This window comes from Treponema sp. Marseille-Q4132 (assembly GCF_014334835.1).
In the GTDB taxonomy this organism is placed as follows: domain Bacteria; phylum Spirochaetota; class Spirochaetia; order Treponematales; family Treponemataceae; genus Treponema_D; species Treponema_D paredis.
Window position 1 is genome coordinate 2,713,289 of sequence record NZ_CP060591.1, and the last position, 13,626, is coordinate 2,726,914.

The following is a 13,626-nucleotide window of genomic DNA, read 5'->3' on the forward strand; positions in this document are numbered from 1 at the left end:
TTTAATAGCTTTTCGTGTCCATTGCAAGAAAATCGTCGCGCACTTTTTGTACGCGCGCGATTTCCCGTGCGAGCATTTTTTCGTAATCGAGGCTGCCGTTTTTTATGCGCTCGCGTTCGTCTTCCCAAAACTGTCGTTCGGTGATAAATAAAAAATCGAACGAAACGGCATTCGCTTTTTCCGCCCACAACTGTGCTTCTTTCCAATAATAGAGACCCGCCGTATAGCATGAAAGCGCTTTTTCCAAATCCCGCACGTATTCGTCTTTCCATGGCGCGTCGTAAAAGTATGCGGCTTTTTTATCGTAGGTTCTGCCGAGCCGCAAGTGTTGTTCGATGAGTTTGAGATTCAAATGCATTTGAAAGAGATAGCGGTATTTTTCCCATTCTTTTTTCGTTTCGATTTTTAAGCCGGCATAGAGCGGATTGCAAAAGTCCGCTTGCACCGCTTTTTCAAGCCAATAGATGTTTTCGATGCAGTCGTCGGGATACTGCTGATAATGGATGTGATAGAGGCGGTAAAAATCCTCTTTGTATTTGACCATGTACGCGCTTAGGGGCACAGAAATGCCGAGGGAAAAGAGAAGCGAAACGGCGATGATGCGCGCGATATGCGGAAAATACTTTTTCACGATTTCAATATCGGCAGATTTTCAAAGTAACTCCATATCTTTTCCGCTGTTTCTTCTATGGGACGCGATGCGTCGATCGTGATTATCTTCATCGCTTCTTTTTTTGCAAACTCTTCGATGACCGCATCGTAGCGGCGGGCGGTATTTTTTTGAAAATCGGCTTTTTCGTAGATTTCTTTTTGTCCCGCGCGATGCACCACTCGCTCGAACGAAAGGGAAGGGTCGATGCGGAAGTAAAAGAGCGTTTCGGGAAGCGGAAAGGCGCTGTTTACGAGGTGAGGGATGTCATCACCGAACGAAGCCGATTGATAGGCGAGCGTCGAAAAAATATAGCGGTCGCTTACGGCAATTTTGCCGTTTTGCACGTGTTCGGCAATGCCGCCCTTTCCGTAAATGTGTTCGCACCTGTCGGCTGCAAAGAGAAAGGCCGCCGTCCGCTCGTCGACGGGAAATTCGCCTTTGAGCATACGGCGTAAAAAAAGTCCCGTCGGGAGTTCCGTAGGCTCTGCCGTCGCAAAGATTTTATCGCCGAGCTTTTTTTTGAGGATACCGAGCTGTGTCGACGTGCCCGACCCGTCGATGCCTTCGAAAACGATAAAATTATGCAATATCATAGAAAACGCCTGCATTTTTTCCGATATTCTGATATGATGGAATCGGTGATTTCGCTTTGAGGATTCGGCGGCTGCATGAGTAAAAAATCGGTTATCCGCGGTTTATATATTTTGATTTTTCTCACCATACTGCTCACGTCGTTCGTATGCGTTCGTCCGATATATAGGGCGCTCACCGAAAATATTTCACATCGTGCGCAAACGGTACGGACAATGCTTGAAAACCGTACGGGTCTTACCTTTTCGTATGCGTCGCTGTCGCCGTCCATTTTAACCGTTTTCAATATAAAAGGTATAGTCCTCTGTTCCGCCGCCGACGGAAAACAGCTCGCATCGGTCAGGCGGATCACGCTCCGCTATCGATTGCTGAAATTGCTCCGAGGCGATATAGACAGCGCATTTAAAAGCCTTGTAATAGACGGAATCACTCTCGATTACGACGATGAAGCCGACAGAGCGATTATCGAAAAAATCGTCTCCTTTGTAAAGACTTCGAATGCGAAGGGAGGAGCGAAGCGCACGGACTTTTCGCGTATCAGCGTCGACTTGCCGTTTTCTCTTTTAATAAAAAACGTGCGCATACGCTATCGGAGCGCGAAAGCGGATGCATCGTTTACGATACGATCGGCGGACGCCGTGTATAATGAAGCTTCCCGATCGCTCGGCGTGAGCGTTCGCGGCTCATCGGATGCGGTTTTATACGGTGTAAAGGCTATGCGCGTTTCGGGAAAGTATACGCTTTCGGGCGCCCTCCGTTCGGGTTTAAACGGAAGTTCCCTCGTCGCACGTTTTTCGAATATGACAGGCGGCGATTTTTCTTTCGGCAGACTGAGTTTCCGCGCATCCTACGACGATCGCGTTTTTTCCGTGCGCACCTTTCAATCGGCCTTTCCCTTTATGCTGAGGGCTTCCTACGGCATCGATTCGAAAAAAGCCGAAGCCTCTTTTGCCGCAGAACGCTTTACGCTTTCATCGTTTATCACCTCCCGCAGCCGTGCGGATCTTATGCGCCGTATAGGAGAGGTGTCGCTTACGGCAAAGGCTTCCGCGGAATACGATGTTGAACAAAAGTCGCTTTCGTATACAAGCGGCGGCAGTCTTTTCGTTCCCGAAACGCTTGTGAAGGGTTCCCTTTCCGTGAGTTTCGACGCTGCGGGAACGAAAGACGAAGTTTCGATCCCGCGCCTCGTCGCTTCGGGAAAAAACTGCGATGCCGAAGCTTCGCTTTTATATCGTTTCGACGGTATGCGTCTTTCGGGCACCGTCGATGCAAAGCGTATCGTCCTTCCGAACGGAAACGAGCTTTCGACGGAATTGTATTTCGATCCGCTCGATCGGGGCTTTGTATGTTTCGCACCTGAAGTCCGGCTCGGAGAAAAAAACTTTACCGCACTCGAAGCGCACGTCCTTCCGAACGGAAATTCCGTAGATTACAGTTTCGAGCTTTTCGATTACGCGCATACGGAAGCCGATTCCCCTGGCTCGCTGCACATAGACGGAAGCTGGCTTACCCGTACGAATTATATTCAGGCGGGAATCAATATCAATAATTTTTACCTCGACAGCGCGGCCGAAGCGGGAGCATTTTTTTTGACAAAAAACAATTCCGCAGCCTTATCCTCTTTTTCGTCGCGTCTTGCTCCTTACGTGTTCACCGGCGAGTTTTTCATTTCGTCCGATTTGAAATCGATTTCCTACAACGCGCCCTATGCGCTTTTTGTAAACACTCAAAAAGAAAACGAAGCGCTCTTTTTGTCTTTTGACGGAAACGAATCTTCTCTCCAAGTGTCGCAGCTCAATGTCGTATACAAAGGCGATACTTTTTCCGCGTCCGCCGAAATCGACCGCGCTCCCGATTCGTCGGGATCGTTTTTTACTTTTGACGTGCAATATAAATCGGTCCCGTATCATTTTACCGGAAACATCATGCATAATTTTATCAGCATTTCGGGCGATTATAATCTTGCCGCCGAGTTTCGGCGCTACGACAACGGCAGCATGGAAGGTTCGTTTGCGATGAAAAATTTTCCGCTGCATGCAGCCGGTACGATATGGACACTTTCCGCCGAAACGGGTTTTGCTTATACCGAAGACGAAGGTTTTGCCGTACACATCGCGCGATTCGAATCCGAAGATGCCGGCGGAAAATTTCCTTTTTCTCCTCGTTTGTTTTTGTCGGGAACGGTATCAAAGTACGGAGCGATTTTCGATTCCGTTTCATATACGGATTCGTTTTCAGCGCTTATGGGCTCCTCTCAGTGTACCGTCAATTTGCGCGAAGGACGATTGGATTCCGCCCATTTCGATATGACGTTGACAAATCCGATTTCAAAAGAATCGGTAACGGCGAGCGCTGAAATCAGCAATCCGGATGAAGCGCCGTTTTCCGTCGGAATGCTTAAAAAAAATCTGTACTTCAACGCCCGGGTTTTATGCGCTAATATCGATTTGAACCGCTTTGCGGCGGAGCAGAGCGAAAACAATCGAATAGCCGCATCGGTGAGCGCGACCGGTACATTTGAAAATCCCTATGTGATCGTTTCCGTTGATGACGCCGATGTGATGTTTGCGGGTATACCGCTTTCGGCAACGGGCAGTTTCGTACTCGAAGAGCGCAATCTCTCCGTAAATGAAATGCACATCTCATACGGCAAATTCCTTGTCGATAACGTAAAGGCGGATTTTTCTCTTGAGTCTTTTACCGGGAGCGCATCGGCGGACATAACGGCACGGACGCTGAAAAAAGACGTAAAGCTTCCGCTCCTGCTGAAAATCTCCGATACGGTGTTTTCGGAAAAAAAACGCTATCCCTCTTTTTTTTCGGCGACGCTTTCGTCTCGAGGCGCTTCGGGTTCGCTTTTTGAAAGACCGTTTCCGTTTTCGATTTCCTTTTCGTATGCCGAAGGAAGAGCGCTTATCTCTTCATCTTCGTCACTCGGCGTTTCGGGAATCATCACCGATAAAGGCGATATCGATCTGAAGATTTCGGAAACGAAACCCTTTCACTGCAGCATCGGCGGAAAAATCGAATCGCAAAAGCTTGACATACGCATCTCCGATGTCAGCGCCGATTTGGCCGCTCTTATGTCCCATGTTTCGAATGAGTTCCTCACGATATACAAGGGTACTCTTATCGGTTCGGCGAAGATCACGGGACTTCTTTCCGATCCCGAATTCAACGCCAGCTTTTCCGTCGAGCAGCCCGACTTCAGCTTGACTAAGGTTCTCCCGTATCACATTACTTCGGAACGTTTTTTTGTGCTGATGGATCACAATGTCATGACGATTCCTCCGGTAACCATGGACATACGCGGGAGTACTTTCGATGTCGCTTCATCGCTCTACCTTGACCGCTGGACATTCGACCGCCTCGAAGCGTCAGTCCGCACTCCGCCGAATAAAACCGTTCCCGCTGATTTGGATGTCGATATGGCGGATTTCAGCGGACGGGCGGGCGTCGATTTGAATCTCATCTTCCAGGATAAAATTTTCGATGTGACCGGAAAAGTATATGTCGAAGACGTAAAAGCGAAATTCCGTATGACCGAATTGCTCGGAGAACGAGAAATGAATTATATCGTTCCGATGAGGGCCAATGTCGATGTCGTTTTCGGTCCGCACGTCAGTCTCGTTTTCGATCCGCTGCTCAGGTGCGTCTTTGCGCCCGGAGATGCAATCAAAGTAAAATTCGACCAGACCGATAATTCGTATTCGATTGACGGCGATATGCACTTGCGTTCCGGCGATATCTCGTATTTGAACCGCAACTTTTATCTGCGGCAAGGAACGATCCGTTTCAGCGATACTGACGATCGATTCAATCCTCGCATTACGGTGAGGGCCGAAACGAGAGAACGCGACTCGAACGGCAGCGATATACGAATCATCCTTTCGGCGGAAAATCAGCCCCTGCTCGATTTCAATCCGCAATTTTCATCGATTCCGGCAAAATCGGAAGCGGAAATCCGTACGCTTTTGGGGCAGATCGTCGCCGCCGATTCGGGAAACATGCGCGACATCCTTATTGCGACGACCGATTACGCCATTCAATCGACGATCGGGCGCGCCGTCGAAAACAAGTTGCGTGATTGGCTGAAATTTGATATATTTTCGATAAGAACGACCGTTTTGCAGAATACGCTGCGGATGGGTTTTTCAGGCGATTTAAACCGGAGAGATTTGTCGGCAGGTAACTTTCTCGATAATTCGACTGTTTATATTGGTAAATACTTCGGAAGCGTATTGTATGCCGACGCGCTCATGCATTTGGTGTACGATAAGACGAGGGTTGACGACAGCACGACGGCGCAGGGGATCACGTTCCAGCCGGAATTCGGTTTCGAACTTGAAGCGCCGTTTGCGAATATCCGATGGGATATGGCACCCGATATCACTGCGATGCTCAATAATGTCATTGTTCCTTCGACGTCGCTGACGCTTTCGTGGCGATTTTCATTTTGAAAATTTTATGAGATAAAACGCCGTGCGGCACTCGCTGCCGTTTTATCCGGAGTTTTTCAACTCGATGATATGCGTGCTTAATTGGGAGATGATATGCGTTTTGACCGCCGGATCCGTGTTCGCTTTGCGCTTTTGCTTGTTATTTTATCGGCTTTTGCATTTTCACTGTCCGCCGAAGAAAGTGAAGATGACGGCTGGTTTTGGGGTAAAACGATTTCCGAAATTTCATTTGAAGGATTAAAAAATGTCAAACGCTCCGAACTTACGGGTATTACGAACGCTTTTGTCGGACGGCCGTTTACCGAAGAAGTGTATACCGATTTGACCGACCGCCTTTACGCGCTCGATATGTTCGACGATATTACGCCGTTTGCAAAGCACGATCCTAAAACGGCGGATAAAATACTGCTCGTCTTTCAGGTAAAAGAGCGGCCCGTCATTCAATCGATACGTTTTTCGGGTAACTCGAAAATCAGAAACGGAGAACTGCGCGATGCCGTTGCGATAAAAACGGGCGATATATTCGTCGAAGGCAAAGTCCTTCTCGACGAGCGCGCGCTTCGCGACGTGTATTTGAAAAAAGGCTATACCGATGCGACGATTTCGCATACGACGGAAGAGCTTTCCGACGGAATACGCATTACCTTTGTCATAAACGAAGGGGCGAGTACTATAATCGCGGCCATACGTTTTTCCGGAAACGCTCTCGTTTCCGAGCGGACGCTCAAAAGCAAAATGACGCTCAAAGAAGCGGGTTTTATGAAAGGCGGCGCGTTTCAGCGTTCGGCTCTTGAAGCGGACAAACAGGCTGTCGTTTTATATTATCAGGACCGCGGCTATGCGGACGCCCGCGTACTCGACGTCGTGCAGGAATCGGTTTTTAACGAAAAAAAAGGCCGCAACGAATTGACGCTTACCTTTGTCGTACAGGAAGGTCCGCAGTATACGTACGCCGGAACGACGATAAGCGGTAACGAAATATTTTCAAAAGAAACGCTTTTGTCGTATATCAAATTGAAACCGGGTGCCGTCTTCAATCAGACGAAGTATCAGGAAGGTTTACAGGGCATCACGAGCCTCTATGCAGAAAACGGTTATATGACAAATCAATATGCGCCCGCAGTCAATAAGGACGCAGAGCGGCGCACTATTTCCGTTTCGCTTTCGATCGTCGAGCGGCCGAGAAGCCATATCGAAAATATTATCATCAAAGGCAATACCAAAACAAAAGATTACGTTATCAGACGGGAAATTCCGCTCGAACCGGGCGACGTTTTTTCCCGAGATAAAGTCATGCAGGGTATACGAAACCTGTACAATCTCCAGTATTTTTCGAGCGTCGTACCCGAGCCTATGCCCGGAAGCGAAAACGATCTCGTCGATTTGGTGTTTACCGTCGAAGAGCAATCGACGACGACGCTCGAATTCGGTATGACCTTTTCGGGTGTTTCGGATCCCGACGATTTTCCCATATCGCTTTTTGCGCGCTGGCAGAACTCGAATTTGCGGGGCGAAGGAAGGTCGGTTTCCGCAGGTACGAATATTTCGAATACGTCGCAAACCGTCAACGCATCTTACGGCCAAAACTGGCTGTTCGATTTGCCGATCGGTATCAGCGAGTCGATTTCGTTTTCGCATTCCAAAGAATCTTCGCTGCGTTTGCAGGTGCTCAACGACGGAACGGTGTCGGACGACGAATATTATATGCAGTTTGAATCGTGGGGTGTTACTTTCAGCTCTTCGATCGGCCGCCGCTGGCTCCCCGATTTTGCAATTTTGCAGTTGAACGGCGGGCTTTCGACGCTGCTGAATAACAACGTATACGATCAGGGAATTTATATACCGCACGACTCGAGCATCAATCAAAATGCGAACCGACTCGGTTTGACCAATTCCGTGTGGGGCAGCGTATCGCTCGACAACCGCGATATCAGCTACGATCCTTCCCTCGGATGGTTCGTCAGCCAGCGGCTCGGCTGGTACGGCCTTATCCCGGGTCTTGAAAAGGAGTTTTTCCTTAAAAGCGATACGAAGCTCGAAGGCTATTTTACGTTGTTCAATATTCCCATTACGAAAGCCTGGTCGCTGAAAGCGGTATTGGCCGCGTATACGGGACTTACGGCTATATTCCCCGTTCCCGGAACCCTCCTCGGCGATTCGAATAAAGCGTATATCGACGGTATGTTCAACGGGCGCGGATGGACGAATATCTACAACAAAGTGCGCGGCAAAGCGATGCTCAGCAATCGAGTCGAATTGCGCATTCCCATATTTCCGAATATCGTCGGCGTGGACGGATTTTTCGATGCCGCCGCCGTTACGGCGGACGTAAAAACGATGTTCAACAGTCTGTCGGTAAACGATTTTTATTTCAGTTTCGGCCCCGGCTTGCGCTTTCTTTTGCCGCAGTTCCCGCTGCACCTTTTGTATGCGTGGACGTTTAAACACAGCGATGCCAAAGGCTGGTATTTCAACGATCCGAACGGCGTGTTCGTGCTTTCGTTCAACATAACGAACCGCTGATTGTTTTAAGCGTTTTAATAATTGATGATTTGGGAGAATGCGATGATCAACAAAATAAAAAAGATACTGATTGCCGCCGTACTCTGTGTCCTCGCTTCGGCGGCGGGGCTTTCGGCGCAGCAGATTACGAAATTCGGCGTCGTCGATACGGCGAAAGTGTATAACGCGTATTTCCGCAATTCTTCGGCGGTTCGAAATTACGAACGGAAAAAAGCCGAATATCAGGAAGAAATCAATAAGCGCACGGAAGAGCTCCGTGCACTCCAGCAGCGTAAGCTTTCATACGAAGATTCCGGAGACGAATCGAATGCGGTGCGTATCGAAAGCCAAATCACGCAAAAGACGGAATACCTCCGCGAATATACGAATGCGAAAAATATCGAACTTGCGACGATGCAAAAATCGCTGCAGGATTCCGATTCGTTTTATCGCAGGCTTTACGGCGTGCTTGCCAAAATTGCGGAAGCCGGCGGCTACAGCATGATTTTGAGTCTTCAGCAAAATAATGCCATTTTATGGTACAGTCCTTCGGTCGACGTTACCGACCAAGTGATTTCGGAGCTCGGAAACAACTAATATCATGAAGACGGAAAACTCGCCGACGCCGCTCATGGCGCAGTATGCTTCCATAAAATCGAAGTATAAAAACGAAGTGCTGTTTTTCCGTCTCGGCGATTTTTACGAAATGTTCAACAAGGATGCGGTAGAAGTATCGCGCCTTTTGAACCTGACGCTGACACACAGAGGGGATTCTCCGATGTGCGGCATTCCGTATCACGCGGCGAAAGTGTATATCGCCCGTCTTTTGCGGCTCGGAAAAAAAATCGTCATCTGCGAACAGGTCGGAGAAGTCGCGCACGGCAAAGGCTTGACCGAACGCAAAGTCGTCGAAATAATCACGCCGGGAACGGCGGTCGAAGCCGAATACCTCGACGGAAGCGTCGACAACTATGCCGCATCCCTTTCCGTGTCTCACGGCAAAGCGGGATTTGCGTTTATCGATGTGACGACTTCTTCGTTCAGCGCGACTTCTTGGCCGGCGTCACAGATGGCCGAGCATTTTCCGAAAGAACTTTCACGCTCGTCTCCGCGCGAACTGCTTTTGCCCGAATCGCTGAAATCCTCTTCCGTCGTCCGGGAAGCTCTTTCCGCATTTCCTTCTCTCTCTCTCTCGTATTATCCCGATTGGCATTTCAACGCGAATACGGCGTATAAAAAATTGACGGCGCAATTTAAAACGGCGAACCTCGCGCCATTCGGATTGAGCGAAGATTCGGCGGAAGTCGCGCCTGCGGGTTTTTTACTCGACTACCTTGAAAAGACGACGAACACCGCCGTTCCTCACGTGGACGGCATACGCGTATACAGGGACACCGAATATGTGGTCATCGACGATTCTTCTATGCGCAATCTCGAAGTTACCGCGAATCTCCGCGACGGAAGCTCTCAGTACAGCCTGCTCGAATGCGTCAACTATACGAAAACCGCGATGGGAAACCGTATGCTCCGATCGTGGCTTTTGTATCCGCTTACCGAGCTGAAAAAAATTTCCGCACGGCAGGAGCACGTGTCCCTTTTTACCGGCGACAGAAAGCTCCTCGGCGATATACGGAGCCGTCTCGAACCCATCCTTGACATCGAGCGGCTTGCCGGCCGCATCGCGATGGACAGAGCGCATCCGAAAGATCTGCAGGCGCTTTGCACAAGTCTTGAGGGCTGGAAAGACGCGCGCGAGATACTCCAAGAGCGCGATTTTTCGCTTGTCGATTTTTCCTGCGCGGAGCGTATTATAAAAATTATTAAAGATGCGATAAACGACGATCCGCCGACGACTCTTACCGAAGGAAAAATTATTAAAAGCGGCTGGTCGGAAGAACTCGATCACTGGAGAAGCGTTCACGACAATTTCGACAAAATACTTTCCCGCTATGAAGAAGAAGAGCGGCGGAACACGGGGATCGCCAATCTGAAAATAAAATATACGAATGCGTTCGGCTATTTTATCGAAGTGAGTAAGGGAAAGCTTTCGGCGGTTCCGCCTCACTTTATCATGCGCCGTGCGCTCGTAAACGGCGACCGCTATACGACCGAAAAGCTGCAGGAACTCGAACACGAGCTTACCGAATCCGATACGAAAGTGCTCGAACTCGAACGCGATCTTTTTATTAAAATCAGAAGCTCTCTTCACGAATATGTACCGTATCTCATGCAGCTTGCAGGCGAAATCGCCTATACCGATGCATCTGCATCTTTTGCGCACGCCGCCGTTTTGCACGCTTGGACGAAACCTGAAATCGAAGACGGATGTGCGTTTGAAATAGAGCAGGGCAGGCATCCCGTCGTCGAAGCGCACATGGGGGCGGGCGAGTTCGTACCGAACGATTTGACGATCGGAGACGACGGCTCGCCTTCGTTTGCGCTTATCACGGGGCCGAATATGGCCGGTAAGTCTACATTTCTCAGACAAAACGCGCTCATCGCGCTGCTCGCGCAGACGGGCTCCTTTGTACCGGCAAAAAAGGCGAAGCTCGGCATCGTCGACAGAATTTTTTGCCGCGTCGGCGCGACGGACAATCTCGCGCGCGGAGAATCGACCTTTCTCGTGGAGATGACTGAAACCGCGAACATCCTCCGTTCGGCGACGAAAAAATCGCTTGTCATTATGGACGAAGTCGGGCGCGGCACTTCTACGGAAGACGGGCTTTCGATCGCTCAGGCGGTGTCTGAATATCTGCTCGACAATATCGGATGCAAAACGCTCTTTGCGACCCACTACCACGAGCTTACCCGCATGGAACATCCGTCGGTGAAAATGCTCTGCATGGACGTGTCGGAAGAAAACGGGACGGTCGTGTTTTTGCGGAAAGTAAAAGAGGGAGCCGCCGAAAACTCGTACGGCATCCACGTCGCGCGCTTGGCGGGCGTGCCGCAGTCGGTGATCGACCGCGCGAGCGTCATCCTCGCGCATATCCAAAATCTTGCGGCGAACAAACCTGTACTCGATTCCGTTCCCGATGTCCGCACCTCTTCCGAAGCGCCCGGTCTTTTCAGCGATGAAGAGATCGTACTCGACGAAATACTTTCAGCCGACACCGACAATATGACCCCTCTTGCCGCACTGCAGGCCGTCGCCCGTTGGAAAAAATCGCTTTCGGGGAGATAAGGAAAGCGCTTTTTTCCTGTACCGAGCGGGGACGGGACGAGCCGTTTTCGACGTTCTGACTTTTCTACCCCTTTTTTAGTATATTTCGACTATTTTTCCGGCAGCAACACCTGCTGCTATAAGTTTATCCTTTACGGTTGTCATGTATTTGACCTTAAACTCCGCACTATCGCAGGATGAAAAAGCGTCGTGTCCGATTGCGGTAATGGCGGTACATATATAAAAATCGAACACACTTACTCCGGAGCAGCCTGAAAAGGCATTGTGTCCGATTATACTGAGATTTTTGGGCATAGTTACGTACGTCAAATTTTGGCAGCTATTAAAAGCATTGACTCCGATTTCGGAAAGCGCGGTACATCCGACCAAAACGGCCTGTGTCAAATTTGTACAAAAGAAAAAGGCTTCTTTTTCTATTACCGTAAGATTTTTAGGAAATACAACCTTTTCTAATTTGCTACACATTGAAAAAGTTCTTTCACCGATTTTGGTAAGAGCGGTACACGTAGAAAGGTCTACCTGTTTCAAATTGCTGCAATTCTGAAAGGCTCGTATTCCGATTGCAGTAAGATTTTTAGGAAAGTTTACCTGTTGCAAAGAGCTGCAGCCTTCAAAAGCGCTTTTACCGATTGCAGTAAGATTTTCAGAAAAGTTTACCTGTTGTAAAGAGCTGCAGTTTCCAAAAGCGCTTTCACCGATTGAGGTAAGACTTGCGGGTAGACTCACCTGAGTCAAGTACGACCACCCGAAAGTAAATGCGCCTATTTCGGTACATCCGTCGGGAATAATGATTTTGCCTTTCGGTTTACTTCCGCTGACGCCTGTGATCTTAGTACCGCTCCACGTGAAGTTCGTATAGTTTGTTACGGCGTAGACGGTCGTATCTTGTGCAAAGCTGTCATTATCGGTTAAGAGGCGTCCGTTTTCATCGTCGAGATGCCACTCATGAATACCGTAATCACCTGTATTCCAAGAAAATTTTAAAACCGCCTTTTTTGCGGCTTCAGTCTTTATATCTTTCCATTTTTTGCCTTTACCCGCTTCGATAAAATTATCGGATTTGTTTTCTATGCGTTCGTCGCCTTTTATTGTAAGACGGGGCGCTCGGAATTTTGCAGTATAAACGGCATCGGATGAAGGAAAGGATGCGGGTACAGCGGATTCCCATTTTTCAAAAATCATATCCTCTTGAGTCGGATTTTTAATACTGAACGACGTGCCGAACCTGCCTTTCAGTTTGGTTCCTTCTTCAAGAGGTGTTTCCGTAGTTCCGCCTTTAAGATCGAATGTGAGTGTGATTTCTTTTCTATCGTATTCGATTTTTACTACGACAGATCCGTCGTTTTTTATTGTTTGTTGCGTAAAGGGTTTTTCCGTAAAACCTTCATACGTTTTTACCTGCGCTTTTGTTTGTTCTCCGATAATTCCGTATAGAGACTCCGTGTCTTTCAGCTCATAGCCGTCAGCGCTAAGATTTTGCTGAAAATGCTGCACCTTATACAAAGCTTTTGCCTTTTCTTTTGAGGAGACAAAAACAGTTGTGTTGATTTGAAAACGGTAACCGTCGCTAAGTCTGTCCCCCCATATATCGTCAAGTCGCCATGCGTCGAATTCGTATCCGTCTTTATAGTGTACACGGATCTTATTCTTTATCTCGCTCCATTGTGTACCTCTGTCAACGTATAGAAATTTCGGATCGACACTTTCTACATGACTGTCTCTTTGTACAGTCACTATTATTGTTCGTGTCTGTTCCTCCGCTGACGGATTCGGACATCCGGTAAAAATCCCGATCGATGCTGCCGATACGGCAACTATCGCCATCCGTAAAAGGACATTTGTTTTCAACTTTCGTAGGTTCATTACAGCTCCTCCAAGTAAATTTATCTGTGCGAATTGATTCGTCTCAATTTGTAAGACATCCGATTATTTTTTTTATGTATAGTACCGGTCACGGAAAAGGGGCGGATATATAAAAAAACGCACGGAAAGCGGCATCCTTTCGTGCGTTTTCTAAAAGAGATAAATTGCATATCGCCGTCATTTTGTTTGGAGACGACGGTTAAAAAAATGAGCTTACGGGTGGAGGACGCTTTTAGCGCGAGTTGCGAGTTGCGAGTTGCGAGTTGCGAGTTGCGAGTTGCGAGTTGCGAGTTGCGAGTTGCGAGTTGCGAGTTGCGAGTTGCGAGTTGCGAGTTGCGAGTTGCGAGTTGCGAGTTGCGAGTTGCGAGTTG

Annotated in this window: 7 protein-coding genes; 4 read left to right on the plus strand and 3 right to left on the minus strand. The window is 48.6% G+C overall.

Annotated features, from left to right (window positions below):
* Position 1: 1 nt before the first annotated feature.
* Entirely contained in the window at positions 2–631 is a 630-nt protein-coding gene (locus H9I35_RS12355) for a hypothetical protein (RefSeq protein WP_187419636.1), read from the minus strand.
* Entirely contained in the window at positions 628–1,245 is a 618-nt protein-coding gene (tmk, locus tag H9I35_RS12360; protein WP_016519754.1) for a dTMP kinase, read from the minus strand. Before tmk ends, H9I35_RS12355 begins: the two co-directional genes overlap by 4 nt.
* 75 nt (positions 1,246–1,320) lie before the next feature.
* On the opposite strand from tmk, the gene H9I35_RS12365 reads away from it, so the two are divergent.
* The 4 genes from H9I35_RS12365 (at position 1,321) to mutS (ending at position 11,392) form a co-directional block, all read left to right on the plus strand.
* The gene (locus H9I35_RS12365) at positions 1,321–5,706 is read left to right on the plus strand and encodes a translocation/assembly module TamB domain-containing protein (RefSeq protein WP_187419637.1); all 4,386 of its coding nucleotides are present in this window, start codon (positions 1,321–1,323) and stop codon (positions 5,704–5,706) included.
* 93 nt (positions 5,707–5,799) lie between these two features.
* Positions 5,800–8,229 carry an outer membrane protein assembly factor BamA gene (gene bamA / locus H9I35_RS12370; RefSeq protein ID WP_187419638.1) on the plus strand — a complete coding sequence of 810 codons (2,430 nt, stop codon included), beginning with the start codon at positions 5,800–5,802 and terminating at the stop codon, positions 8,227–8,229.
* Positions 8,230–8,271: 42 nt separating this feature from the next.
* Positions 8,272–8,805 (plus strand): OmpH/Skp family outer membrane protein, encoded by a 534-nt coding sequence (locus H9I35_RS12375; protein WP_371809447.1) that lies wholly within the window; start codon positions 8,272–8,274, stop codon positions 8,803–8,805.
* A gap of 4 nt (positions 8,806–8,809) precedes the next feature.
* Entirely contained in the window at positions 8,810–11,392 is a 2,583-nt protein-coding gene (mutS, locus tag H9I35_RS12380; RefSeq protein WP_187419639.1) for a DNA mismatch repair protein MutS, read from the plus strand.
* 75 nt (positions 11,393–11,467) lie between these two features.
* Here the strand turns inward: mutS and H9I35_RS12385 are convergent, their stop codons facing one another.
* Positions 11,468–13,126, minus strand: a complete 1,659-nt coding sequence (locus H9I35_RS12385) for a leucine-rich repeat domain-containing protein (RefSeq protein WP_187419640.1) — start codon at positions 13,124–13,126, stop codon at positions 11,468–11,470.
* Positions 13,127–13,626: the final 500 nt, after the last annotated feature.